The sequence below is a fragment of the Hymenobacter sp. R533113 genome (genome assembly GCF_056835965.1).
Genome location: NZ_JAKWBD010000001.1, coordinates 160,040 through 184,387, shown reverse-complemented (window position 1 = coordinate 184,387; position 24,348 = coordinate 160,040). Strand labels below are relative to the sequence as shown.

Annotated in this window: 22 protein-coding genes and 2 pseudogenes; 12 read left to right on the top strand and 12 right to left on the bottom strand. The window is 55.5% G+C overall.

Features of this window, described 5'->3' with window-relative positions:
- Window positions 1-167 precede the first annotated feature (167 nt).
- The 4 genes and pseudogenes from MKZ35_RS00805 to aspS all read right to left on the bottom strand — a co-directional run bounded on the left by MKZ35_RS00805 (window position 168) and on the right by aspS (window position 4,119).
- Window positions 168-962 carry a 3'-5' exonuclease gene (locus tag MKZ35_RS00805; protein ID WP_482511329.1) on the bottom strand — a complete coding sequence of 265 codons (795 nt, stop codon included), beginning with the start codon at window positions 960-962 and terminating at the stop codon, window positions 168-170.
- 97 nt (window positions 963-1,059) lie between these two features.
- Window positions 1,060-1,527: a nucleotidyltransferase gene (locus MKZ35_RS00800; protein WP_482511328.1), complete on the bottom strand. Its 468-nt coding sequence runs from the start codon at window positions 1,525-1,527 to the stop codon at window positions 1,060-1,062.
- Window positions 1,520-1,732, bottom strand: coding sequence for a hypothetical protein (locus MKZ35_RS00795; RefSeq protein WP_482511327.1), 213 nt, complete (start codon window positions 1,730-1,732; stop codon window positions 1,520-1,522). The genes MKZ35_RS00800 and MKZ35_RS00795 overlap by 8 nt, the downstream gene beginning before the upstream one ends.
- A 585-nt stretch (window positions 1,733-2,317) precedes the next feature.
- Window positions 2,318-4,119: pseudogene (gene aspS / locus MKZ35_RS00790) on the bottom strand (aspartate--tRNA ligase).
- 385 nt (window positions 4,120-4,504) lie between these two features.
- Here aspS and MKZ35_RS00785 point away from each other — a divergent pair.
- From MKZ35_RS00785 to MKZ35_RS00760, 6 genes are all read left to right on the top strand, one after another.
- Complete coding sequence (locus tag MKZ35_RS00785; protein ID WP_482511326.1) at window positions 4,505-5,398, top strand: ABC transporter ATP-binding protein; 894 nt, start codon at window positions 4,505-4,507, stop codon at window positions 5,396-5,398.
- Between the two features lie 95 nt (window positions 5,399-5,493).
- Entirely contained in the window at window positions 5,494-9,117 is a 3,624-nt protein-coding gene (locus tag MKZ35_RS00780; RefSeq protein ID WP_482511325.1) for an ABC transporter permease/M1 family aminopeptidase, read from the top strand.
- An 83-nt stretch (window positions 9,118-9,200) separates the two neighbouring features.
- Complete coding sequence (locus MKZ35_RS00775) at window positions 9,201-9,671, top strand: hypothetical protein (protein ID WP_482511324.1); 471 nt, start codon at window positions 9,201-9,203, stop codon at window positions 9,669-9,671.
- Window positions 9,672-9,933: 262 nt separating this feature from the next.
- Window positions 9,934-10,500 (top strand): hypothetical protein, encoded by a 567-nt coding sequence (locus MKZ35_RS00770; RefSeq protein ID WP_482511323.1) that lies wholly within the window; start codon window positions 9,934-9,936, stop codon window positions 10,498-10,500.
- Window positions 10,501-10,650: 150 nt separating this feature from the next.
- Window positions 10,651-11,097 carry a nucleoside deaminase gene (locus MKZ35_RS00765; protein ID WP_482511322.1) on the top strand — a complete coding sequence of 149 codons (447 nt, stop codon included), beginning with the start codon at window positions 10,651-10,653 and terminating at the stop codon, window positions 11,095-11,097.
- Window positions 11,098-11,226: 129 nt separating this feature from the next.
- Window positions 11,227-11,835 (top strand): superoxide dismutase, encoded by a 609-nt coding sequence (locus MKZ35_RS00760; protein WP_482511321.1) that lies wholly within the window; start codon window positions 11,227-11,229, stop codon window positions 11,833-11,835.
- A 292-nt stretch (window positions 11,836-12,127) separates the two neighbouring features.
- Here MKZ35_RS00760 and MKZ35_RS00755 read toward each other — a convergent pair whose 3' ends face one another.
- The 5 genes from MKZ35_RS00755 to MKZ35_RS00735 all read right to left on the bottom strand — a co-directional run bounded on the left by MKZ35_RS00755 (window position 12,128) and on the right by MKZ35_RS00735 (window position 16,808).
- Window positions 12,128-14,311 carry a TonB-dependent receptor gene (locus MKZ35_RS00755; RefSeq protein WP_482511320.1) on the bottom strand — a complete coding sequence of 728 codons (2,184 nt, stop codon included), beginning with the start codon at window positions 14,309-14,311 and terminating at the stop codon, window positions 12,128-12,130.
- Between the two features lie 133 nt (window positions 14,312-14,444).
- The gene (locus tag MKZ35_RS00750) at window positions 14,445-15,185 is read right to left on the bottom strand and encodes a tetratricopeptide repeat protein (RefSeq protein WP_482511319.1); all 741 of its coding nucleotides are present in this window, start codon (window positions 15,183-15,185) and stop codon (window positions 14,445-14,447) included.
- 101 nt (window positions 15,186-15,286) lie between these two features.
- The gene (locus tag MKZ35_RS00745; protein WP_482511318.1) at window positions 15,287-15,583 is read right to left on the bottom strand and encodes a winged helix-turn-helix domain-containing protein; all 297 of its coding nucleotides are present in this window, start codon (window positions 15,581-15,583) and stop codon (window positions 15,287-15,289) included.
- Window positions 15,567-16,160 carry a hypothetical protein gene (locus tag MKZ35_RS00740; protein ID WP_482511317.1) on the bottom strand — a complete coding sequence of 198 codons (594 nt, stop codon included), beginning with the start codon at window positions 16,158-16,160 and terminating at the stop codon, window positions 15,567-15,569. Before MKZ35_RS00740 ends, MKZ35_RS00745 begins: the two co-directional genes overlap by 17 nt.
- A gap of 42 nt (window positions 16,161-16,202) precedes the next feature.
- Complete coding sequence (locus tag MKZ35_RS00735) at window positions 16,203-16,808, bottom strand: hypothetical protein (protein WP_482511316.1); 606 nt, start codon at window positions 16,806-16,808, stop codon at window positions 16,203-16,205.
- A gap of 335 nt (window positions 16,809-17,143) precedes the next feature.
- On the opposite strand from MKZ35_RS00735, the gene MKZ35_RS00730 reads away from it, so the two are divergent.
- A complete protein-coding gene (locus MKZ35_RS00730) occupies window positions 17,144-18,433 on the top strand; it encodes a nucleoside permease (RefSeq protein ID WP_482511315.1) in 1,290 nt (429 codons plus the stop codon).
- Between the two features lie 188 nt (window positions 18,434-18,621).
- Here MKZ35_RS00730 and MKZ35_RS00725 read toward each other — a convergent pair whose 3' ends face one another.
- Window positions 18,622-19,041 carry a nucleoside-diphosphate kinase gene (locus tag MKZ35_RS00725; RefSeq protein WP_482511314.1) on the bottom strand — a complete coding sequence of 140 codons (420 nt, stop codon included), beginning with the start codon at window positions 19,039-19,041 and terminating at the stop codon, window positions 18,622-18,624.
- A gap of 403 nt (window positions 19,042-19,444) precedes the next feature.
- On the opposite strand from MKZ35_RS00725, the pseudogene MKZ35_RS00720 reads away from it, so the two are divergent.
- From MKZ35_RS00720 to MKZ35_RS00700, 5 genes and pseudogenes are all read left to right on the top strand, one after another.
- Window positions 19,445-20,487 (top strand): annotated as a pseudogene (locus MKZ35_RS00720) (DHH family phosphoesterase).
- A 37-nt stretch (window positions 20,488-20,524) separates the two neighbouring features.
- A complete protein-coding gene (locus MKZ35_RS00715) occupies window positions 20,525-21,478 on the top strand; it encodes an FKBP-type peptidyl-prolyl cis-trans isomerase (RefSeq protein WP_482511313.1) in 954 nt (317 codons plus the stop codon).
- 84 nt (window positions 21,479-21,562) lie between these two features.
- Window positions 21,563-22,057, top strand: coding sequence for an FKBP-type peptidyl-prolyl cis-trans isomerase (locus tag MKZ35_RS00710; RefSeq protein ID WP_482511312.1), 495 nt, complete (start codon window positions 21,563-21,565; stop codon window positions 22,055-22,057).
- Window positions 22,058-22,086: 29 nt separating this feature from the next.
- Window positions 22,087-22,677: an FKBP-type peptidyl-prolyl cis-trans isomerase gene (locus tag MKZ35_RS00705; protein WP_482511311.1), complete on the top strand. Its 591-nt coding sequence runs from the start codon at window positions 22,087-22,089 to the stop codon at window positions 22,675-22,677.
- The gene (locus tag MKZ35_RS00700) at window positions 22,674-23,135 is read left to right on the top strand and encodes an FKBP-type peptidyl-prolyl cis-trans isomerase (RefSeq protein ID WP_482511310.1); all 462 of its coding nucleotides are present in this window, start codon (window positions 22,674-22,676) and stop codon (window positions 23,133-23,135) included. The genes MKZ35_RS00705 and MKZ35_RS00700 overlap by 4 nt, the downstream gene beginning before the upstream one ends.
- A gap of 52 nt (window positions 23,136-23,187) precedes the next feature.
- Here MKZ35_RS00700 and recO read toward each other — a convergent pair whose 3' ends face one another.
- Window positions 23,188-23,910: a DNA repair protein RecO gene (gene recO, locus MKZ35_RS00695; protein WP_482511309.1), complete on the bottom strand. Its 723-nt coding sequence runs from the start codon at window positions 23,908-23,910 to the stop codon at window positions 23,188-23,190.
- Window positions 23,911-23,955: 45 nt separating this feature from the next.
- On the bottom strand, window positions 23,956-24,342 hold the full coding sequence (locus MKZ35_RS00690) for a four helix bundle protein (protein WP_482511308.1): 387 nt from the start codon (window positions 24,340-24,342) through the stop codon (window positions 23,956-23,958).
- Window positions 24,343-24,348: the final 6 nt, after the last annotated feature.

Here is a 24,348-nt window from a genome sequence, read left to right as displayed (position 1 = left end):
TATTGAATAAATATCATATTTTGTGAAGCAAAATACTGGAACTCAACAGTGTATACAGGAAGCAGCCAACGTATGAGAAGCACCTGTAGTGAGGTTGCCCCGGTCCGGATTTAGCCTTATAAGAGTCTTATACGACTTCATCTACCTACGGGCTACAGATGCCTCTTTTAGGAGCGCCGCATCACCGTGCTAGCTTCATCGGCGTACACCACGGCTTCATCGTGAAAAGGCTCGTCGCCCCGAAACTTCTGTAGCACGCGCGCCGTGGTGATAATATCCTTCTGGCAATACTTGATAATACGCGGCAAATCCTTCTCATCGTAGTACACGCGGGCCACGTCGCCGCCGTTGATGTCGTCTTTGGGCGTGGGAATGCCGAACATAGCCGCCAGCAGCGGCAACGACGTGTAGGATTTTCGGTCGCCAAATTTCCACAGCTCCATGGTGTCGAAGTGGGCTACCTCCCAGGGCTTTTTGCCGGCAATATCCAGCTGCGGCGGTAGCGGCAGGCCGTTGATGAGCAGCCGCCGGCCTAAGTAAGGAAAGTCGAACTCTTTCCCATTGTGGGCACAAAGCAAGTACTGCGGCTTGCGGGCCAGCAGCGCCGAGAACTCGCGCAGCATCAGCTTCTCGTCTTCATCTGCGAAGGACTTCACGCGGAAGCGCCAGGTTTCTTCCTGCCTATCGAAGTTGAAACAACCCACCGAAATGCATACCACCCGGCCAAACTCAGCATAAATACCCGCCTGAGCGAATAAGCTGGCAGCCTCCAGGTGCGAGGGCATAGATTCCACTTCCTCGGGGCCGGTGCGCCAACCTTTGTCGCGCCGCAGGGCGTGGCACTTGTGCTCCCAGAGCAGGCGCAGCATGTCGTTCAACTCGTCGTGGCAGCCCACGCACGGCACCGTTTCAATGTCGAGGACAAAGATCTGGTCGAGCGGAGTTTTGCGCAGAATCTGCATGAGATAGGTGTGGCTAGCGGCTGGTAGTGCCGAAGATAGCGTTTTTGGGCGCTGGGGGGCAAATCTTATCTTCTGAACCACTTCTAGATGTGCTACGCTATAGGCTTTCCCTTCTGCTTAGGTTTTCAATGTCATTTTGGTCGCGGGGGCGTCCGGCAGCTCGCTTCGCTTGAAGCAGGTGTTTATACTGGATCAGGCGCACAGTTATTCCATCTACTTCAGTATCTGCTGCTTGCGTGTGTGCTTCGGTGAAATTCAAGCCTTTCAGTCGCGTGATAATATCAATAGCTACTGGCGGACGACCGAAGGTAAAAACGTCCAGCGTCGGATTATGCAAAAAATTGTGCGGAGTCATATCGAACACAGGCATGCCAAACCGTTGAAATGCCTGCGCTAATCGCTCATAATTTTCCGCCGATTTCTCCACCCAAATATCCAAGTCGCCGGTGGTGCGGCTGTAGCCGTGCAGAATCACGGAATAGCCGCCGACCAGCACGTACTTTACCTGGGCTAGCTGTAAAGCCCTCAAAAAATCCTGAAAATCAATATGAAAGAGGTTACTCACGGTTGTGCGTATGTTGCCGGCAAGAGAATGCCGTACGGTCTAACCGAGGAGGGTTGTTAATGTCGTATCTAAAGGCCACACTAATTAAGTACGCTGCTACCCGTAGCCGCTCGGTGGGCGTAGCGGGTTGCTGGGCAGCGTGGTATTGCGCGTTTTGTTCGTGCGTACCGGCGTGAAAGGCCGTGCGGTCGAGGCGAAAGTGCATGGCGGGCAGACAGGTGTGGTTAGCGAGCGATACTGCTGAAGATAGCGTTTTTGGGCGCTGGGGGCAAATTTTGTCTTTTAAGTGCCTTATCGCAAAAAAGAAAGCAGCACCTATTTCGTAAGGTGCTTTAGGCAATTACCTAACTATTCTACCTTGTTGATACTGGCGTATCAAATGTTCCAAGTCATGAGTTGAGCCTGATAGTGCGGTAATGCATACTGCATCTAAATGTTTGCGTGTCTGATGATGAGCAATCATCAGATATTTCATAAGCCCAGTTCTACCACTTGAAACCGACTCAATTCTCACCTGAATTTGTTTCCATGCTACAAACCCAAGTTTCGGAGTCCAAAGTCCGGCAGGGCTAAGTTGCAAGGCTGGTTGTGTTTCCATTGCGGACTTTTTGCCAAGCCATATAAAAACACAACCAACACATAAAACCCAGAATGTAGCTAATCCATTTACTGGCCTAACCGCTACCCCATACACGGCAAGCAGAACGATTGCTATACCGAACAAAAGGCAAAAGTAACCCGCCCATTTCACGTTGTAAAAAACGTGAGGGTACTCCTTCGGCTACACTTGTTACTTCCCCACTACCGCCGTAGCAATACTCAGCTCCTTTAATTGCCCCCCAGAAATCGGCGAAGGCGAGTCGATCATCACGTCGCGGCCGGAGTTGTTTTTCGGGAAGGCGATGAAGTCGCGGATGGAGTCGGCGCCACCGAAGAGGCTGCAGAGGCGGTCGAAGCCGAAGGCGATGCCGCCGTGGGGCGGCGCGCCGTACTCGAAGGCATCGAGCAGGAAGCCAAACTGGGCCTGCGCTTCCTCATCGGAGAAGCCGAGCAGCGAGAACATGCGTGCCTGCACCGTGCGGTCGTGAATCCGGATGGATCCTCCTCCCACTTCCACGCCGTTAATTACCATGTCATAGGCATTGGCGCGCACCTGACCGATAGTTTCCGGGTTGTCGAGCAGGGCAATATCCTCGGGCTTGGGGGAGGTGAAGGGGTGGTGCATGGCGAAGTAGCGGTTTTCCTCCTCGTTGAATTCGAGCAAAGGGAAATCCACCACCCAAAGCGGGGAGAACGTATCCTTATCCCGCAGGCCCATGCGCTGGCCAATTTCCAGACGCAGTTCCGACAGCGCCTTGCGGGTGCGGCTGGCCTCGCCAGCCAGCAGGAGCAGCAAGTCGCCGGGAGCCGCGTTGAACGACGCTTTCCACTGCTGTAAAACTTCCTGCGAATAGAATTTATCAACCGAGGATTTCACGCTGCCATCAGATTCCACGCGGGCGTAGATGAGACCAGTAGCGCCAATCTGCGGACGTTTGACAAACTCGGTCAACTCGTCGAGCTGCTTGCGCGTGTACACGGCGCAGTTGATGGCGTTGATGCCAACGACCAACTCAGCATTCTCGAATACCGGAAAGCCTTGCCCCGACACGATATCCTGCGTTTGAGCAGCCGTGGGGGGCGTTTTTTCGGCATTCTTCATCTCCACGAACTTCATTTCAAAGCGCGTGTCAGGCTTGTCGTTGCCGTAGAAGCGCATGGCGTCGGCGTAAGTCATGCGCGGCAGCTCCCCGATTTCCAGGCCCTTTACTTCCTTAAACAGATACTGCACCAGCCCCTCGAAGGTGCGCAGAATGTCTTCCTGCTCCACAAATGACATTTCGCAGTCAATCTGGGTGAACTCAGGCTGGCGGTCGGCGCGCAAATCTTCGTCGCGGAAGCACTTCACGATCTGGAAATAGCGGTCGAAGCCCGACACCATCAGCAGCTGCTTAAACGTCTGGGGCGACTGGGGCAAGGCATAAAACTCGCCCGGATTCATGCGCGAAGGCACCACAAAGTCGCGGGCACCTTCGGGCGTGCTTTTAATGAGGACTGGCGTTTCTACTTCAATAAACTGTTGCCCATCCAGGAAGCGGCGCGTCGCCTGGGCCACGCGGTGGCGCAGCTCCAGGTTGCGGCGTATGGGCGAGCGACGCAAATCGAGGTAGCGGTACTTCATGCGCAGGTCGTCGCCGCCGTCGGTGTCGTCTTCGATGAGGAAGGGGGCAATTTGGCCGGGTTCAGCACATCCAGCTTCTCCACCCGAATCTCGATGTTGCCGGTGGGCATCTTATCGTTTCTGGAGTGGCGCTCGGCTACTTTGCCCGTCACGCAGAGCACAAACTCACGACCCAGCTGGCGGGCCTGCTCCCGGACTTCGGCCGTTTCAACGCCTTCTTCCAGAGCCAGTTGAGTGAGGCCATAACGGTCGCGCAGGTCAACCCAGAGAATGCCGCCTTTGTCGCGGGTGCGCTGCACCCAGCCGCAAAGAGTAACAGATTGGCCAGCGTGGTCGAGGCGAAGTTCGCCGCAGGTATGGGTACGGAGCATGTGCTTGAATAGTCGGTAAGAGGTAATCGGGACTTTGAGAGCGAAGGTAGGAAGATATGGCGGGCCCGAAAATGCGCCGGGGTTGGCTACTTTATTTTTTCGGCGCTGTAATACCCACATCAAGGCTGCGATTTATGGCTTGAGCTGCTGGAAAAGATTCTTGTCGATAAGGGCAACTATTATAGCCTATGCTCTATCTTTCAGCTGATTCTTTCCGCCTTTTCCACCAGAACGTCATGCTGAGCCTGTCGAAGCATCTCTCCCGCTTCGTTGCAATGCTTTGATTATTACCCAATAGAGATGCTTCAACAAGCGGACGCCAGATCAAGCATGACCACCTTTTAGAGTTTACCATTCTTCCTCCCTTTACTCTCTTCCCTTACGCATGGCCCTCGTCATTAAAAATCTGTCGAAAACCTACTCAAACGGTGTGCAGGCCCTGCGCGACGTGAACCTCACCATCCCCACAGGTATGTTTGGCCTGCTAGGGCCCAATGGTGCGGGCAAATCCAGCCTGATGCGCACGATTGCCACTCTGCAGGAAGCCGACAGCGGCAGCATTCACCTCGACGAGCTGGACGTACTGCGCGAAAAAGACAGCGTGCGCCGGATTCTGGGCTATTTGCCCCAGGAGTTCGGGGTGTACCCCAAAGTAGCCGCCGAGGATTTGCTCGATCATTTCGCGGTGCTCAAAGGCTTGTCAGACAGCAAGGAACGCAAAGCCACCGTGGCGGCCCTGCTGCACAAAACCAACTTGTATGACGTGCGCCGCAAGAATCTGGGAGGCTATTCGGGCGGTATGAAGCAGCGCTTCGGCATTGCGCAAGCCTTGCTGGGCAACCCGCGCCTGATCATCGTAGATGAGCCCACAGCCGGCCTCGACCCCGCCGAGCGCAACCGCTTTCATAACCTGCTGTCGGAAATCGGAGAAAACATTATCGTCATCCTGAGCACCCACATCGTGTCGGATGTAAGTGACTTGTGCCGCAATATGGCCATCATCAATAAAGGCCAGGTGCTGCTCACCGGCGACCCGCTGGTGGTGATGAACGAGTTGCAGGGCCAGGTGTGGCGCCGCGCCATTGCCAAAGAACAGCTACCGGCGTTGCAGCAGGAGCAGCAGGTAATTTCCTCCCGCCTGTATGCCGGTCAAACCATTGTGCACGTGGTCAGCGACGGGTCGCCGGGGCCGGATTATGAGCCGGTAACGCCTTCGCTGGAGGATGTGTATTTCGCCCGCATTGCGGAGGCTGAACGGGGTGTGACAGTAGTGGCTTAGTGACCTCACCCCCTAGCCCCCTCTCCCCGGGGATAGGGGGCTAGGGGGTGAGGTCACTATCACTCCATCCATAAGACTTCAAAACATCCTCTCCCATGTTCCTCCAAATATTCCGCTTTGAGCTGTGGTACCGACTGCGGCGACCAGCTACGTATATCTATTTCGGCATCCTGCTGCTGCTGGCTTTTCTCCTGATGCTCACGTCGGGGGGCTTTTTTAAGGACTTATCGGTGAGTGTGGGCAGTAAGGTGTTTGTGAATTCGCCATTCTCCCTGAATGGCTATACCACTGTACTTACCCTGGTGCCGGGCGTGCTGCTGATTTCGGCTATGTTCGGGCCGGCTATCTTGCGCGACTTTGAAACCCGCATGCACCCGCTGCTCTTTACTACACCCATCTCGCGGTTGGGGTATCTGGGCGGGCGCTTCGCCGGCACGCTCGTTATTACAATGCTGGTGCTCAGCGGCATTGCGGTGGGCTTATTTATTGGAACGCTGATACCGGGCATGCCGGCTGACCGCATTGGGCCGCAGCGACTAATGAGCTACGTGAATCCTTACCTCACGCTGGTGCTGCCCAACGTAGTGCTGATGGGGGGCATTTTCTTTGCCTTAGGCACGCTCACGCGCAAGGCTCTGGCAACCTATGTGGGCAGCATCGTGTTTTTGGTGCTGTATTTTGTAGCCCAGAGCCAGCTCTCCGACCTCGACAACCAAACCATTGGCAGCCTGCTCGACCCGATGGGCAGCGGCGCCACCCGCCAACTCACCAAATACTGGACGACAGCCGAGAAAAACACCCAGCTCGTACCGCTGACCGGCTTGTTGCTCGGCAACCGCCTGGTGTGGCTGGGGGTGGGCCTGGCGCTGCTGGGCTTCTGCTTCTGGCGTTTCCGCTTCGCCCAAAGTGCCGCCGAAGGCCCTGTGCGCCGCCGCGCTGAGCGGCCCGGCCTGGATGTAGTACCCGCCACAGCCAGCGTGGTACTGCCCCGCGTACACCAGCAATTTGGCACTAGTCAATATCTGCGGCAATGGGCGCGCCTGACGAAGCTGGAGTTTCTGGACATTATCCGCAGCCCCTATTTCATTGCTATCGTGGTGGCAGGTCTGGCCTTTTTGCTGGCCGCGGCCCTACAGATCGGTAAGATCTTCGACACCAGAACCTTTCCCGTAACGGCTCAGGTGGCCATCATTTTGTCGGGGTCATTTAGCCTCTTCTCGCTGGCAATTATCACCTTCTACGCCGGCGAGCTGGTGTGGCGGGAGCGGGACGCTCACCTCAACCAGATTTACGACGCGCTGCCGCTGCCTAACTGGGTGCCTCTGGCTTCTAAGCTAGCCGCGCTGCTGCTGGTGCCCGTGGTGCTGCAAGTAGTCGTGCTGGTTTGCGGCCTCCTGACGCAGATATTCTCCGGCTACTACCAGTTCGAGTTAGGGCTGTACTTCCAATACCTGTTCGGACTGCGGCTTATCGATTATTGGTTGCTGGTAGTGTTGGCAATAGCAGTGCACGTGCTCGTCAATCATAAGTATCTGGGCCACTTCGTGATGCTGCTTTACTACATGTTCACGCTTTTCGCAAGCCAAATCGGATTGGAGCACAACCTGGCGATATATGGCTCCGATCCCGGCGTGCAGTACTCGGCCCTGAATAAATTCGGTCACTTCATCGGGCCGTTTTTATGGTTTAAGCTGTATTGGGCGGCGCTGGCGCTGGTGTTGGCCGTAGGGGCCAATCTGCTCTGGGTGCGCGGCACCGAAACCAGCGGCAGCGTGCGCCAAAAGCTGGCAGCCAGTCGCTTTACTGGCCCCGCGCGCCTGGCGATGGGTGCCGGTCTGCTTACTTTCCTGGTTGTGGGGGGCTTTATTTATTATAATACCAATGTACTCAACCGCTACCAGGGCTCCAAAACCCAGGAGAAGCTGACGGTTGAGTTTGAGAAGAAATACAGCCGCCTGGGCCGTCGCCCCCAACCGCGTATCACGGCCGTGGAGGTGCAAGCCGACTTATTTCCGAGCAAGCAGGAAGTGCGCCTGCGGGGCCAGTACTGGCTGCGCAACAAGACCAGCTTTCCCATCGACTCCATCCATCTGAATCTGCCTGCCGAAGCCAAAATCCGCCTGCTGGCTCTCGGCGTGGCTGGGGCTACGCCGGCCCGCACCGTGCTCACCGATTCACTTTTGGGTTTCTACGTGCAGCGCCTACCTAAGCCTCTGGCGCCCGGCGATTCGTTGCCGTTGCGCTTCGATTTGTACTACGCCGCGCCGGGTTTTGAGAACGTGACTAACCGTACCGGCGTGGTATACAACGGCACTTTTATCAACAACCTCCAGTTCATGCCCAGCATTGGCTATAATTCCAACGCCGAAATCAGCGACGAGGAAACGCGCAAGGACTACAATTTGCCCCCCAAGCCACGCATGGCCTCCTTTACCGATACGGCCGCCCGGCGCAACACGTATATCAGCCACGACTCGGACTGGGTGCGCTTCGCGGCCACCGTCAGCACCGAGCCCGGCCAGCTAGCTATTGCGCCGGGCTATTTGAAAAAGGAATGGAAAGAAAACGGCCGACGCTATTTCCGCTACGAGATGGACGCGCCCATTCTCGACTTCTACTCCTTCCAATCGGCCCGCTACGCCGTGCGCAAGGCCAAATGGAACGACGTGGACATCGCCATTTATTACCAGCCCGGCCACGAGTACAATCTCGACCGCATGGTGCGCGGCGTGCAGGACGCGCTAACATATTACACCAAGAACTTCGGCCCCTACCAGCACCGGCAGGTGCGCATTATCGAGTTTCCGGGCTATCAGACCTTCGCCCAAAGCTTTCCCAACACTATTCCTTTCTCTGAAAACATCGGTTTTGTCGCCAGAATTGACTCCGCCGACCCTGAAGACGTGGATTACCCCTACTACGTGACCGCCCACGAGGTGGCGCATCAGTGGTGGGCCCACCAGGTAATTGGGGCCAACGTGCAAGGCTCTACGCTGATGTCGGAAACCCTTTCGCAGTACGCGGCCCTGATGGTGATGAAGCAGTTCTACGGCGAGGCCCGGATGCGCAAGTTCCTGAAGCACGAAATGGACCGCTACCTCACGGGCCGGGCCACCGAGCAAAGCAAGGAACTTCCCTTATATAAGGTTGAAAATCAACAATATATTCATTACCGCAAGGGCTCAGTGGCGATGTACGCCTTGCAGGATTACGTGGGGGAAGACAAGGTAAACCAAGCGTTGGCGGCCTATATTAAAGAGGTGAAATTTCAGCAACCGCCCTATACTACCTCGCCGGATTTGGTGCGCCACCTGCGCCAGGTCACGCCCGACTCCTTGCAGTACCTGGTCACGGATATGTTTGAGCGCATTACGCTGTATGAAAACCGGGTCGATTCGGTGTCTTACAAAAAGCTGCCGGGGGGCAAATACCGCGTTACGCTGAACCTGAACAGCAAGAAATTCTACGCCGATAGTCTGGGTAACGAGCGGCCCGCGCCCATGAACGACTGGGTGGATATTGCGGTGCTTACCGAGCGCAAAGTAAACGGCAAGTGGCGCGACGAGCCTTTGTACCGGCGCAAAACGCGCCTAAAAGCCGGCACTAATAAGCTGGAAATTATTGTGGCCGAGAAACCCGTAAAGGCTGGTATTGACCCATTTAATGAATTAATTGACCGCGACCCAGACGACAACCTAAAAAACTTACCGCGGAGCTAGCTGGGGGGCTTTTTGGGTTTGGCCCGGATTGTGCAAAGGGCCGGAAGACACTCTTGTTTTCCGGCCTTTTGTCTATTCTTCCTATGAAATATACTGCTCTTCTCGCCGCGGCCTTCCTCACCGTAGCATCTGCCCAAGCCCAAACTTCCACTAAAGGCAAGACCAAAACGCAGGTCAACGGCACCAGCGTCAAGTCCAAGACCAGCGCCGAGCCCATTGTGCTGGATGGCCCGATTAAGCGCGTCGAAACCCTTTCGGGCATCGACGTGTACCCAGATCCGAATACGAATACTATTTTTCTGAGCTTCACCCAGCAATTCACTAAGCCCGGCACGCTGGTGATGACCAACTACAAAAACACCCCCGTGTACACCGCCGCCATCAACCCCCAGAACAACACGGGCCAGCCCGTAGATCTGGGTCGCATTCCGGCTGGCACATATTTGGTAGAGGCTAAAACCGGCAACTACGTGTACTGGAAAAAGGTGCGCATTAAGTATCCATCGGTACCGGTGGCCAGCAAAAAAGAAGCGACGCTAAATCCGCCTATTTAGTTAGCTTTTTTACCTCCGTAGTCGTTTCGGCTGCGGAGGTTTTTTATTTGTGGTGATGTTAGCAGAGTTGTTTAGTTCTGTCATCCTGAGGAACGAAGGACCTTATTTCATCTACACATGTCTTTGTTACGCCTGTCGTTCTCATTTTATAAGGTCCTTCGTTCCTCAGGATGACAGAACTAAACAGTGTCCGCAACGGCGAGACACAAGTATGTGTCTCTACACCGTTCATTTGCAACTTTCTCGTTTGATTCTCCCCAATATGAAAAGCTCTTTGCGTCTGCTCCGATTTGCCCCCTGGACCTTGCTCCTCCTGGTTTTGGTCGCTTTTGTGGCACCCAAACTCAAGAAAACCCAGATCACTAAAAACCTCACCATCGGGGTGCCCGATGGCTTCTCAGCCTTGCCCGACGATGGCATAGCCGCCAAATATCCCGCCCCGCGCAAGCCCCTGGCCGTATTTACTAACCCCAGTGGCCGCGTCGATTTCAGCGTAGCTCAGAAACCCAGCACCTTCACCAGCAAGGATTACGGCATTCTACTCAAGATTTACAAAGCCAGCATTCAGAACACCTACACCAAAGTGGATTTCCTGGCCGAAGACATCCGCACCATCAACAAGCGTGATTTTGTGGTGCTAGAATTCGTATCGTCGGTGGCGGATACGCGGCGAGGGGGCAATTTGGCGCCCATCCGTCGCTACCAATTGGTGCAGTACGCCATTGAGGGCGACCAGTTGATGGTATTTACTTTCAACTGTCCGGCCGAGGAGCAGCCCCAGTGGCAGCCCACGGCGCAAGCCATGATGAAAAGTATTGCGTTGAAGTAACGTAACTATAAAACAGGCGGTCATGCAGAGCGAAGCGAAGCATCTCGCGTGCTGATGTTGCAAGGGTAACTCAACGAAGCACGCGAGATGCTTCGCTCCGCTCTGCATGACCGCCTGTTTCAGTTTAGCATAAGAACTATCAATTAGCTTATGACACTTTCCCTTTATAGCGACGAGAGCTACATGCGTGAGGCGCTGAAGCAGGCGCGCTACGCCTTGGCCGAAGACGAGATTCCAATCGGGGCAGTGGTAGTGCTGGAGCGGCAGATTATTGCGCGGGCCTACAACCAAACCGAAAAGCTAAACGACGTAACCGCACACGCCGAAATGCTGGCCCTCACGGCGGCGGCTAACTTTTTGGGCAACAAATACCTCACCGATTGCACTTTGTACGTTACCGTGGAGCCCTGCGTGATGTGCGCGGGCGCCAGCGCCTGGGCTCAGATGCGGCGTTTAGTATACGGCGCGCCGGAGGAAAAACATGGGTTTCGGCGGCACGGTAACCTTCTGCACCGGCGCACGGAGTTGGTTACCGGAATCATGGCAGCGGAAAGCGCTGAGCTAATGCAGGAGTTTTTTGCCCGCAAGCGGAAATAACTACTTTTGGTGGCGGCTGGGGGGCAAATTCTAACCCTGCGGCGGCTTTGTCAGTTAAGTAAATATAGTAGCTGCTCGAACGCCGGGCGGCCTTACGCGTTTCCTTTCACCTCCAAACCTTTCTTTCCCATGGCCTTCGAACTGCCCCAACTGCCCTACGCCCACGACGCCCTCGAACCACATTTCGATGCGCAGACGATGGAAATTCACCATACCAAGCACCATCAGGCCTATGTTACCAACCTGAACAATGCCATTCAGGGCACGGAGATGGAAAGCCAGTCTATTGAGGACATTTTGCAAAACATTGCCGCCGCTCCGGCAGCCGTCCGCAACAACGGTGGTGGCCACTGGAATCACTCGTTGTTTTGGCAGATCCTGACGCCTAATGGCGGTGGACAGCCTAGCGGCGCTATCGGTGAGGCCATCACGCAGTCGTTTGGCAGCTACGATAAATTCAAGGAAGAATTCACCAAAGCCGCTACCACGCGCTTCGGTTCGGGTTGGGCCTGGCTGTGCAAGCAGCAAGACGGCTCCCTGCAAATCTGCTCGACGCCCAACCAGGACAACCCGCTCATGCCCGACGCCGGCTGCAAAGGCACGCCCGTACTCGGCCTCGACGTGTGGGAGCATTCTTACTATCTGAAGTATCAGAATAAGCGTCCCGACTACATCGCCGCGTTCTACAACCTCATCAATTGGGACGAAGTGAACAAGCGTTTCCAAGCCGCCGCTTAAGACGGTAGCCAGCAATTACGCCAGAACGTCATGCAGAGGCAGTCATACTGGATCTGGCGTCCGCTTGTCGAAGCATGACCGTCTTTTTCTTTGGTAACATCGGCCCACGAGACGCTTTGCTGCCTCAGCATGACGTTCTTCATTCATAAAAAAATCCCCCCAGCACACTGCTAAGGGGATTTTTTTATGAATTAGTGGGTTGTAGAGACGCAATACTTTGCGTCTCGTCGTTGCTGACTTTGTTCCGGTGCAGGACTGGTCGTTCAATGACAATACACAAAATATTGTACCTCTACTGCAAAGTCACGACGGCGCCGAAGTACAGGAAGCGGCGCTGGAAATACTCCGGGTTGGCTTGGGTGTAATCGGCGGAATACGAATACCTGCTCACGTTGCGGGTATTCAGCACGTTGCTTAGCACCGCGTAGAGCACAAGCGTGTTTTGATTCTGACGGCTGCGGATGAATTTGCTGGCCGTCAGGTCGGTGCGAAAGTAGTTGGGCAAGCGGCCAGTGCCGGCTTCGGCGGCGTACTGGGGGGCAAAAAACCCGGATTCGGGGTCGAGCTGAGCGCCCAAAACGGGCGTGTAGGGCGCGCCCGAGCGGTACTGGGTAAAGCTGCCGATTTCGCCGCCTTTAAAACCAAATTTCAGGTTGTTTTTCACGATAAACGGCAGGTTATACCGCCGCTGATTGAGGACCAGCGCCGCGGCCTCCGGGTCATCCGTTTGCAAGCTTGACCGAATGCTAGCCAGGGAAATATCGGCGCTCAGCTTCTTGAAAAACGTGCGCTGGGCGTACACTTCCACCCCGTACACGCGGCTGTCGAGCAAGGAGCTTTCATCTTTGGCATACACGGCCGCCGACAAGTTCAGCTCGTCGGAGGTGTAGGCATAGTCGAGGGCTACCTGGCGGGTGCGGTAGCGCAGAAAGGGATAATACGCGGCATCAGGCGAGGAAAACGACGTGTACTGCCCGCCCGAGAGGTTCAGGAACTGGCGCGGACTGATATCGTAGCGCAGGTTGAGCTGCCCGCTCAGGTAGGCGGCCTGCTGGCGGGGCGGCACGTTGGTGCGCAGGCCCACGCCTACTACCCAGCGCTGGTGCTTCCACTTGGTGTACTGGTAGGCCTCCCAGAGCGTGCGCTGCTGCCGAATGGTGGCCGCATAGGCCGGGGCCGTTTCGCTCATGGCGTAGGGTAAGGCCGGAAATTGCCCCCCAACGCGAATAGTACGCTCATCGTAGCTTAGGCCCACGCGGGTGGAAAGGGTATCGGACCAGTAGCGGCGGTAGTGGGCGCTGCCGTAGTAGTCGGCGTTGCGGCGGGCGGCGCGGTAGTTGCCCACGCCGTCGGTGGCCCGGCTGCGGCTGGCACCCAGGCTCAGGCTGAGGTCGGCGCCGGTCCAGACTTTTTCGTAGCTGGCGATGCCAAAACTGCGGTTTTTGCGGTAGCGGTAGGTATCATTCAGCGAGGGGCTTTGAAACTGATAGGCGTACTGCTCGCTGATACCGTAGGCAAACAGCTTCAGCGTGCCGTATTGCCCCAGGCTGGTCGAAAAATGCCCCCCAAAGTCCCGGTTGCCAAACTTGGAAAGCTTGCGGAACGACTCCGGATTCAGGGCTTTGATCAGCTCGCCCGTCTGGTAGTTGCCGTACACTTTCAGCATGCCCTTCTCCCCTACCGGCGTGCCCGCCATCACCCCCGAATTGGCCAGCCCCAACCCACCCTGCACAAAGCGCGGCCGCGGCTTATCGTCGGTGGTGAGACTGATGAGGCCCGCGCCGGCATTGCCGTATTCCAGGGGCGGATTGGAGGGAAACACCAGCACCGACTTCACCAGATCCACATTGAAGATGCTGAACGTGCCGATGCCGCTGAGCTGGGCAAATTTTACGGCATCATAAATCGGCACATTGTTCAGGTAAATGCCCGTCTGGGCCGGGTCGGAGCCGCGCAGGCTGATGCTGGCCGACTCGTCCGTGTTGGAGGCGGCGGGCAGGGTGCGCACGGCCAGCAGCGGATCGGCGGCGGCGGCCGGGTTGGTTACTATTTGCAGATAATCCAGCTCGCGCACAATAAACTCCTCTGCAATAGGCCGCTTGGCCGTCACCTCCACCTGCCCCAGCTGCTGACTGGCCTGGGGCCGCAGACGCACCAGTATCTCCGCCTGATTTTGCCCCCCAGCCCCCAGAAACTGCCGATACGGCGCGTACCCGATGTAGGTCACGACCAGCGTATCGCCCTGAGCCAGCACCGTGGGCAGCCCGAAGCGGCCGTCGAGGTCGGTGGCCGTAGCGGTGGTGGGCAGGCTGCTCAGCCGCACCGTGGCCCCGAGCAGCTTTTCCCCGGTGTTGCGGTCGGTGACGGTGCCGCGCAATACGAGGCGGTTTTGCGCCGCCGCTGGACTACTGAAAGCGCACAGCAAGGCCAGAGCCAGCACCATAAGGCGGGCCTGAGAAGCGAAAAGACGTGACATGGGGAAGGGAGGTTAAGCGTTGGGAGTACCACGAAGCGGTGCTTCGCCCGTTGAACGATGACGCTGGGGGGCTTTTTAGCCGGCTTCAACGCGAGGCGAAGCGCCGCTTGGCTTTGCCGTCCTTCGGTTCGCGTTACAGCTTGGCTACCAGACTTTTCAGCTGGCTGTGGTTTGGGTACTTGGCCAAGCCTTCGGCAGCAATCTGCCGGGCTAGATCCGCCTGCCCGGCTTTTTGATACGTCTGGGCCAGGTAGCTGTAGGCATCGGCCTTGCCCCAGTCGGGAGCGTAGGGGTTAGGATCAGTTTTTTCGGGCAGGGCAATAGCTTTCTTGAAGTGCTCGGCCGCTACTTTGCCGCCGCCGTACTGCGAGGGCGTGTAAAAGTCATTGATGCCCCGGGCGTAGTGGGCGCGCAGGTTGTTGGGGTCCAGGGCCAGGGCCTTTTCGGCATTTTCCTTCACGGCATTCGCCTTAAAAGGAATGGTCAGGAAGCTGGCAAATTCCAGGTTCAGGCCCTGGAGCAGGGAAAGCAGCGCATAGTGCTCGGCGGTTTTGGCAGAGACCTCTTCCAGCAGGGCAATACCGGTTTGCAGGGCTTTCTCGGCGGTTTTCCTATCCTGACCAGCGCGAAAATACAGGTGATATTGCGTAAAAGCCCCCCAGTAGCTCAGGTAGGCATTGGGGCTTTTGGCCCGCAGCTCATTCAGGGCCGCCGCCACTTGTCGGAGCGAATCGGCGGGGGTACGCCAGGTTATTTTCTGTTGAATGTTGGTCAGCACGGAAGCCGCCGACTGATTTTGCCCCCCAGCCTGCGCCAACAGCTGACCAGGCATTACCAACAACACAAACGCGAGCAGAAGCAGGTACTTTTTCATAGTTGTAGAGAAAAAACAGTGGACAAAAAAAGACAAGGCACGGCCCGACCAGCCCGAAAAAGTGGCCAGAGAGGGAAAAAACAGCGAAAAGGAAAGGAGGCTTACTCGGGCTTGAGGTAGCGTTGCAGGCTCTGCACGTAGTTCTCGAAGGCCGTGACACCTTCGGGCGTGATGGCGCAGCGCGTGAGCGGATAGCTGCCGCTAAACTCCTTGGTCATGGTGAGGTAGCCCGCGTCTTTGAGCTTACTGATCTGGGTGCTCAGGTTGCCGGCCGTAGCTCCGGTCTTCTCTTTCAGGAAGTTGAACTCCGCCTCCCGTACGCTCAGCAACAGGGACATAATTGCCAATCGAAGCTGGGAGTGCAATAGCGGATCGAGGTCTTCAAAGGGTGCGGCCACGGCGGTATTGGTTTTTTAGCAAATGTCCGGGCACGATGTACGCCACCAGCACGGCCGCCGCTACCAGCAGCAGCTGCGTCTCGAATGATACGCGAAACGCGACGGTAGCCAGCAGCCAGCAGGCCGCCCCACCCCACAGCAGAGGCCGATACCGGAGCGCCCCGCCCGTGGCAAACGTGCCCAGACCATACAAAGCAATGATAAGCGGATACGCAATCCTCCAACCCGCGACGGTTCCCACGCCGATGAGCATGAGCATTAGTACGCCAAAGCCGGCCCAGAGGTAGATCATAAAGTCGTGCTGGGCAGTGCGCACCCGCTCACGGCGGCTCCGGCGGGCTCCATTTACGAAGGCAGCTACCGTACCCAGGCTCATGAGCACCGGCCAGGCCAGCCACGGCTTGTCGTAGCCGATTTGCAGCAGGCCATAGTGGCTCAGGGCCGCGACAAACACCAGCCAGCCCCACAGCAGCAGCTCAAACGAGTGGTCGCTGAGGTCCTGCTTGGCCGTGTGAATCATCTCCTGAATCAGGCGCATGCTATCGGCTGGCGACATCGATTTTTCTAAGGGTTCCATAAAAAGTAAAGTTGAAAGACAGAGGAAAGAGCAGTGCGCGAACTAAGCAGCTGCGCGGCTTTGCGCATTGAGCAGATAACCCGGAATCACGTAGCTCACCAGCATAGCCGCGGCAATGACAATCAATTGAATGTGAGCCGGCATAAAGATGATTGCCACGCCCAACACCACCGAAGAAATGCCCCCCAGCACCAGCGGCCGGAAGCTCAGCACCCGCCCGGCAATCAGCGCGGCCAGTCCGTTAAAGAGCAGGAGGATGGGGTGGGCAGTTACCCAACCAAACTGCATGGCGCAGATGATAGCGATGAGCATGATAATGATGAAGCTCTTCTGCAGCAGACGCATGGTTTTGGCGACTGGAGTTGTGCTGGCCGGGCGCAGCTTCCGCTCCCGCCGGCTCCGCACGCTCAGCACAATGGCCATCAACGGCATCAGTATCATCCAAGGCAGCCAGGGCGCGGCAAATCCGACAATCTCCAATACTACTTCGCTGAGAGATGCTATCAGTACCACGGAGCCGCGGAGCATATACGTGAAGGCGTAAGACCGCAAATCAGCCAGCGCTACTACCTGGCTGGGAGTAGCGGCAGCGGAGCTATCAAAGTTGCTAGCGGTAACAGAGGCGGCGAAGCTGGCGAGCGTTTTCATGGGTTGGAGTAGCTAGTAGTGATTGGACATGACAAACGTAAACTACTTTACATTATAAACCAAATTACAACGCAAACTTTTTTACTATCTAAAGCAGACGTACTTCGGCCTGCTTCGTTTTCGTTTTTTTCTATCTTTGAATGCCCGGTCTGCGCAAGTGGCCGGGTTGTTCTTTTTTCTGCCTTTCTCACTTCTTTTCAGAAGTCCGGCTCATCGGCCTGGTTCCAGCTTCGTGGCTCCTGGCGATGTTCAGACGCCTACGCTACAGCTTGGCAGTGTGGAACTGCCAAGTCGTCTCACTTACCGAAAATTCCCCTCCTCTAACCTGATAATACATGAGTACCAAGCTGCGTCTCATTATCCTGAGCTTTTTACAGTTTTTTATTTGGGGTTCGTGGCTGATAACCATCGGGGCATACTGGTTTCAGACCAAGCAATGGTCGGGGGCGCAGTTCGGGGCCATCTTCTCGACGATGGGCATTGCCTCCATCTTCATGCCTTCCATCATGGGCATCATCGCCGATAAGTATGTGAATGCCGAGAAACTGTACGGCACCCTGCACATCCTGGGCGCCATCGTGCTGTTCACTATACCCATGGTGAATGACCCCGGTATCATGTTTTGGGTGATGCTGCTGAACATGATCTTCTACATGCCCACGCTGGCCTTGTCCATTGCCGTGTCGTACTCGGTGCTCAAGCGCGAGGGGCTCGATGTGGTCAAGGACTACCCGCCCATTCGGGTGTGGGGCACCATTGGCTTCATTGTAGCTATGCAGGCGGTTAGCTTGCTGGGGTTTGAGAAGTCGGCCAACCAGTTTTACGTGGCGGCCGGCGCGGCCATTCTGCTGGGTTTGTACTCTTTCACGCTGCCCAAGTGCCCGCCCCTTGCCAAAGACACGCCCAGCCGCTCGCTGGTTGATGTACTGGGCCTGAAGTCCTTCGCTTTGCTGCGCGACACCAAGATGCTCACGTTCTTTATGTTCGCGCTGCTGCTGGGCGCGGCCTTGCAGCTCACCAACGCCTACGGTGACACCTTCCTGCACGACTTTGATAAAGTACCGGCCTACCAGAACACGTTCACGGTACAGCATCCGGCTATCATCCTGTCCATCTCGCAGATTTCCGAAACGCTGTTTATTCTGGCTATTCCCTTCTTTCTGCGCCGCTTCGGCATCAAGCAAGTCATGTTATTCAGCATGGTAGCCTGGGTGCTGCGCTTCGGGCTGCTCGCCTACAGCAACCCCATCGACGGGCTGTGGATGATCATCCTCTCGTGCATCGTGTATGGTATGGCCTTCGACTTCTTCAATATCTCCGGCTCGCTGTTCGTCGAAACGCAGACCGCCCCGTCTATCCGGGCCAGTGCGCAGGGCTTGTTTATGATGATGACCAACGGCTTTGGTGCCGTTTTCGGCAGTCTGATAAGTGGCTTTGTTATCGAAGAGTATTTCACCGCCGCCGATGGCATCACCAAGGACTGGCAAGGCATCTGGCTGTCTTTTGCCGGTTACGCTCTGGTCGTCGCGGTGCTGTTTCTCATCCTGTTCAAACATAAACACAACTCACTAGCCGAAGAAGAAGTGGAGCCAACCGGGCCGTTACTAACCGCCAGTGAATTATAATTGAGAGCAGACCATCGCTGAAGTATAAAATTAGCACAAAATAAGTCTATTCTTAGTATAATTAAAAACCCGCCCTGCACAATGCAGAGCGGGTTTTTAGTTGTCATTCCGAGCGAAGCGAGGAATCTGAGTCAAAATTGTCAAGACCCTTCATGTAGAGTCCTTGCTCCGCTCAGAACGACAGAAGCTTAGAATTGCTCGTCGGCGCTGAAATAGAAGTCGCCTTCGATCTGGGCATTTTCGTCGGAGTCGGAGCCGTGCACGGCGTTGGCCTCAATGCTCTTAGCGTACTTCTTCCGGATAGTGCCTTCTTCGGCCTGAGCCGGGTTGGTAGCACCAATCAGGGTGCGGAAATCGGCAACGGCGTTGTCTTTTTCCAGAATAGCCGCCACGATGGGGCCCGACGACATATAGGTTACCAGATCCTGATAAAAAGGACGCTCCTTATGTACTTCGTAGAATTTGCCGGCGCGCTCGGGCGTCAGGCGTACTTTCTTGAGCGAAACGATGCGGAAGCCACCCTCTTCGATCATGTGCAGGATGCCACCAATGTGGTTTTCCTGCACCGCGTCGGGCTTAATCATCGTGAATGTGCGGTTAGTGGCCATTCTAGTATTGTAAAGTGATGTTGGGAAATGTGGAATGCTTGCGATGCGCAAATCGTTAGGCGATTGCGGCGGCAAAAGTAGGCTAAAGTTGGTCGGGTTGAGATAGTAAGGAGTTGGTAAGCCACAAACAACACGAAAAAAGCCCCCCAGTCTGCTTCAGGCGGCCATACTTCTTACGGACGATCATTGGCAGAGCATTGCGCCTAATGGCCACATGATAGAAGTACAAGCGCCTCAAAAACAGAAACATCTTTACCCCAACACTTTACCGCCTCCTACTCGCTTACCGAACCTAAACCCAACGGTCTATTGTTAGGACGAAAATTATTTGCGGATTATTTCCGAATTTTGCCGCCTTGCTTCCGGCCTAAACCACCGAATTTCAGCCACCTATCAGTAGGCAATGTCCACAATCTCCGCTCTGAAGGAGCTGCTAGCGCAGCCCCGGCAGATTTTTATCACCACACACCACAAACCCGACGCCGACGCGCTAGGCTCCTCCCTGGGCCTGGCGGGCTACCTCCGCAAAAAGGGCACCACGTCACCGTCGTCACCCCCTCCGATTATCCCGACTTTCTGGCCTGGATGCCCGGAAATGAGGATGTTATCGTGTATGATGCGCGCCGCAATGATGCGCAGGTACGTGAGATAATTGGTACGGCTGAAGTCATTTTCTGCCTCGATTTTAGCTGTTTGGGTCGTATTAACGAGTTGGGCGGCTACATCCGCAACGCCCCCGGCACCAAGGTCTTGATCGACCATCACCTCGAGCCGGAGAACTTTGCTCACCTCGATTTCTCCAATCCCAAAGCGGCGGCTACGGCCGAGCTGGTGTTCGAGGTAATCCGCGACCTGGGCGACCAGGACATGATTGACGTGGGCATTGGCGAGAGCCTTTACGCGGGCATCATGACCGATACGGGCTCGTTTCGCCACCCCAGCACTTCACGCAATGTGCACCTGATTATTGCTGAATTGCTCGACGCAGGCATCGACCTGAGCTCCGTGCACCGCCGCATTTACGACTCGCACTCCGAAATGCGTCTGCGCTTTCTGGGCTTTGTGCTCAAGGATAAGCTGGTGGTGCTGCCCGAATACAACACGGCTTACATCGCCATTACGCAGGATGAGCTGCGCCAGTATGAGTCCAAAACCGGCGACACCGAAGGCCTCGTTAATTTCGCCTTAAGCATTGAAGGCGTGGTGTTTGCAGCCGTACTCATCGACCGTGGGCAGGCCGTCAAAATCTCTTTCCGCTCGGTGGGGGGCTTTTCGGTGAACGAATTTGCCCGTCAGCACTTCCAGGGCGGCGGCCACCATAATGCATCGGGTGGCATCAGCTACGAGTCTTTGGACGACACCGTGCAACGCTTCCTAAGCTATTTGCCTCAGTATCAAACCAAGCTCGTGACGGCCCCGCTAGCGGTTGCGCCGCCCGTGGCGTAACTTGCCTCGATTTTAAACTCACCTTCTTTTCCTTTTCATGCTTTTTCAACGCAATTTCCTAGGCTTGGCGCTTGCCGCCGGCATTTTAGGCCTCGCTTCCTGCAACAAGGGCGGCGGTGATTTCACAAAGGCCAAATCCGGCTTTGAGTACAAACTTTTCAAGAGTGAAGGTGGCAAGTACACCGAGCGGGAAGTAAGCCCCGAGGGCGACGCAACCTATAAAGACCGTCTGGGCAAGATTCTGGCCCTGAACGTAGAATATCGCACCGCCAAGGACTCAATCCTTTTCAACTCGCGTAAGGCGCAGATGGGCGTGCCGATGCGCATAAAACTGGAAGAGTTGAAGACCAAAGGTGGCCTGGAGGAAGCGCTTTCTATGCTTCAGCCCGGCGACAGCGCCGTGTTCCGCTTCAACGTAGACACCATTTTCGCTAAATCATTCAAGGCTCCCGTGCCGCCTTTCATGAAGAAAGCCGGCAACACGATGACCATGTTCGTGAAGGCTGACAAGCTTCAGACCGAGCAGGAGGCTATGGCCGACCAGCAGAAGATGATGGAAGAGCAGCAGAAAAAGATGATGGCTTACGCCGAAGAGCAGATCAAAAAAGACGACGTCATCCTGCAGGACTACATCAAGAAGAATAACCTGAAGGCCGAGAAATCTCCTTCCGGCATCTACTACGTAGTAAACAAGGCCGGTACCGGCGCGAAGCCCAAGCAGGGCCAGACCGTAGCCGTGAACTACAAAGGCATGCTGCTCGACGGCAAAGTCTTCGACTCGTCGGACAAGCAAGGCAAGCCCATTGAGTTTCCGTTGGGCGTAGGCCAGGTAATTCCGGGTTGGGATCAGGGCATTGCGCTGCTCAACGAAGGTAGCCAGGCTACGCTGCTTATTCCCTCTACGCTGGGCTATGGCCAGCGTGGCGCCGGCGCCGACATTCCAGCCGACGCCGTGCTCCGCTTCGACGTGGAGCTGGTTGACGTAAAGTAAAAAGCCCCCCAGCCGTCGTGTGCGGGCCTTTACTTTAGGTAGGCCGGCCACGGCGGCTTTTTTTATCATCCATTTTTTGCCTTTATGATTCAGTTGCTCAAACGCTCTATCTTCTCCCGATTAGCCGTTCTGCTGTTAGCCAGCGTACCGTTGCTCACGGCTTGCGAAAAAGAAACCGATTATGTAAAGGAGGATGAAAAAATCATTCAGGAATACATCGCGCAGAATAATATTGCCGGTGCTCAGCGTCAGGAGTCAGGCTTGTACTATGTGCCAGTAGTGGAAGGCACCGGCGCAAAGCCCAAGGACGGCCAGACGGTATCCGTGCATTATGTGGGCACGTTGCTCAACGGCCAGGAGTTTGATAACTCGGTGAAGCGCGGCAAGCCAATTGATTTTCAACTGGGTGTAGGCCAGGTAATTGCTGGCTGGGACGAAGGCATTTCGCTGATGAACCAAGGCGGCAAAGCCATCCTATTGATTCCCTCAGCCCAGGCGTATGGCGCTCGTGGTGCTGGTGGAGCTATTCCGGCCAACGCAGTGTTGCGCTTCGATGTGGAGCTGGTGAGCATTAAATAATAAGGCGCGCTACTACGTTGTAAGTCTACTTGGCTACTTCTAAAAATAAAGGCGATACGATGATGAAGACTTTTTTTACTTACCCCTTGCTCAACCGCCTTTTCTTGCTGTTGCTGGCCGTTGGGCCCTTGTTGGTTGCCTGTGGCGACACCACCCAAGAGAAATTTGCCAAAGAGCTGCGCAAGCAGGAAGAAGAGTATAAAGTAATTGATGAGACCAAAATTCAGGCTTACCTGACCAAAAATAATATTACGGAGTTCACCCGCATGCCCTCGGGCCTGTTTATGGTTCCGATTGTAAATGGCACCGGCCCCCAGGTAAAAGCTGGCAACCGGGTGGCGGTGAAGTATCGGGCTACGTTTCTGGAAAATGGCGTCGTGTTCGACAGCTCCTTCGACCGCCGCATTCCCTGTGACTGCGGCGAATTCTTAGCTGGCGACAGTGGGCTAAAGGGCTTAGATCAGGCCTTTATTGAGATGAAAAAAGGCGAACGTAAAACGCTCATTATTCCGTCCTATTTAGGCTACGGGGCGAGCGGGCGCCTCAACGGTGCTGGCTCCTACGACATCCTACCCAATCAGGTGCTGATCTACGACGTTGAAATCACCGAAATTCGGTGAAAAAGTCCCCCACAACCTTTCACGGGTGGCACATCGCGCTGCTACTCCTGCTCCTGAGCAGCGCGGGGCGTACCCAGGCACAAGGGCTGGCGGATACGGTTCGTACTGCCTCGGGCGTGCGCTACTACATTCATCAGCCCGGCAAAGGTGCTACCGCCAAGGTGGGCGACAAAGTAACGGTGAACTACACGGGCTTTTTGCCCAATGGTAAGCTCTTCGATTCCTCCGCTTCGGATGGGGGCCCATTGCGCTGCCGGGTAGGGCGGGGCGAGGTAATTAAAGGCTGGGACGAAGTATTGCAGCTGTTGCCGGCCGGCAGCCGGGCCCGCGTCTGGATACCGGCCGCGCTGGCCTACGGGGCTAAAGGCGCCCGCAACCCCGACGATGATAACCGCTACATTATTCCACCGAATACTGATCTGGTATTTGAGTTGGAAATGGTGAAAGTGAATAAATAAAAAAGCCCCCCAGCGTCGCTGGGGGGCTTTTTTATGGCAACAATAGTGGGCGCTACTCCCCCAATACTTCCGAAAGAACTGCTAAAGACCGAATCTCGCCGAGCTTTTCGATGTGCAGCTGATAGTAGCGAATGAGCACGGCCAGCAGCTCCCGCCGTACACGACCATTGGGCACGGTAGCCGTGGCGGGGTCGCGGAGCAGCTCGTCGAAGTAGTGGTCGAACTCGCGGAACCGCAGCACCGTGGGAGCACTGCTGCTCGTGGCCGGGTTGCTGGCTTCCCCGGCAAAAGCAACCTGAGTCGTGACCTGCTCCCCCGACAAGATGCCGAAGCCCAGATAAGACGCCAGCTGAAGCAGAAAAACCAGGGCAAAGTTCTCGTAGCCAGCGGCCTGCTTATCAAAAGCCAGAATAGAATCGTGCAGAAAAGTGAACAAAGGCTCGTTTTCTTCTTCCTCAAACACCGTCCGGCTCACCACTTCCGACAAAAACAGCACGACGCTGCCCTTGCGCACGTCATACGGGATACTGGCAAACTGCTCGGCGCAGCGAAACTCCGACAAGCGCGTGATACCGCCCGTCCGCGAGGTATACGCCACCAAGTCTAATAGCGTAAAGGGCTGAAATAAGGCAATGCGCCCCGGCGGCTTGGCCTTGCGCACCCCATTTACGATGTAGGTCTGCAAGCCCAGCCGCTCCGTATAAACCCGCGCGATAATGCTGGTTTCGCGGTACCTAATGTAGCTCAGAACCAAGCCACGCGTTTTTATAAGCACGGATTTACAGTTATCATTTATCAATTAACATTTAACAGCCGCTATTTATGTTGTTTGCTGGGGTAGAGCACTTTTCATAGTTCTGGTGGAGCGAATGGTGGTGAACAGCATTTTGCTTAGCTCGTCGGCGTCGGCGTGTATGTTTTCAAAGTTTTTAGTACCAATAAACTCCGAGTCGTGGAGCAAACTAAGCCAGTATTTTACCTCCAAGCTTTCTTTATAGGCAATAGAAATTTTGGCGGAAAAGTCGGCATCCGAAATAGCGCCGTTGGCCTCCGCGATATCTGCTCCTATAGCTGTTCCGCAACGCAACAGCTGCTTTGACAAAACAAATTCCTTCTTCTCTGCCACCAGAAACCGATATGCCTTCACAATGCGGAGGGCGAAAGCATAAGCCTTTTCATACAACACATTTTCCTTACCCCCAATCATAGCCCG

What these genes read in the sequence shown, in the direction of transcription:
- MKZ35_RS00805 (WP_482511329.1), bottom strand. Translation starts at nt 962, where the DNA reads ATGCAGATTCTGCGCAAAACTCCGCTCGACCAGATCTTTGTCCTCGAC.
- MKZ35_RS00795 (WP_482511327.1), bottom strand. Translation starts at nt 1,732, where the DNA reads ATGCACTTTCGCCTCGACCGCACGGCCTTTCACGCCGGTACGCACGAA.
- MKZ35_RS00785 (WP_482511326.1), top strand. Translation starts at nt 4,505, where the DNA reads ATGGCCCTCGTCATTAAAAATCTGTCGAAAACCTACTCAAACGGTGTG.
- MKZ35_RS00780 (WP_482511325.1), top strand. Translation starts at nt 5,494, where the DNA reads ATGTTCCTCCAAATATTCCGCTTTGAGCTGTGGTACCGACTGCGGCGA.
- MKZ35_RS00775 (WP_482511324.1), top strand. Translation starts at nt 9,201, where the DNA reads ATGAAATATACTGCTCTTCTCGCCGCGGCCTTCCTCACCGTAGCATCT.
- MKZ35_RS00770 (WP_482511323.1), top strand. Translation starts at nt 9,934, where the DNA reads ATGAAAAGCTCTTTGCGTCTGCTCCGATTTGCCCCCTGGACCTTGCTC.
- MKZ35_RS00765 (WP_482511322.1), top strand. Translation starts at nt 10,651, where the DNA reads ATGACACTTTCCCTTTATAGCGACGAGAGCTACATGCGTGAGGCGCTG.
- MKZ35_RS00760 (WP_482511321.1), top strand. Translation starts at nt 11,227, where the DNA reads ATGGCCTTCGAACTGCCCCAACTGCCCTACGCCCACGACGCCCTCGAA.
- MKZ35_RS00755 (WP_482511320.1), bottom strand. Translation starts at nt 14,311, where the DNA reads ATGTCACGTCTTTTCGCTTCTCAGGCCCGCCTTATGGTGCTGGCTCTG.
- MKZ35_RS00750 (WP_482511319.1), bottom strand. Translation starts at nt 15,185, where the DNA reads ATGAAAAAGTACCTGCTTCTGCTCGCGTTTGTGTTGTTGGTAATGCCT.
- MKZ35_RS00740 (WP_482511317.1), bottom strand. Translation starts at nt 16,160, where the DNA reads ATGGAACCCTTAGAAAAATCGATGTCGCCAGCCGATAGCATGCGCCTG.
- MKZ35_RS00735 (WP_482511316.1), bottom strand. Translation starts at nt 16,808, where the DNA reads ATGAAAACGCTCGCCAGCTTCGCCGCCTCTGTTACCGCTAGCAACTTT.
- MKZ35_RS00730 (WP_482511315.1), top strand. Translation starts at nt 17,144, where the DNA reads ATGAGTACCAAGCTGCGTCTCATTATCCTGAGCTTTTTACAGTTTTTT.
- MKZ35_RS00725 (WP_482511314.1), bottom strand. Translation starts at nt 19,041, where the DNA reads ATGGCCACTAACCGCACATTCACGATGATTAAGCCCGACGCGGTGCAG.
- MKZ35_RS00715 (WP_482511313.1), top strand. Translation starts at nt 20,525, where the DNA reads ATGCTTTTTCAACGCAATTTCCTAGGCTTGGCGCTTGCCGCCGGCATT.
- MKZ35_RS00710 (WP_482511312.1), top strand. Translation starts at nt 21,563, where the DNA reads ATGATTCAGTTGCTCAAACGCTCTATCTTCTCCCGATTAGCCGTTCTG.
- MKZ35_RS00690 (WP_482511308.1), bottom strand. Translation starts at nt 24,342, where the DNA reads ATGATTGGGGGTAAGGAAAATGTGTTGTATGAAAAGGCTTATGCTTTC.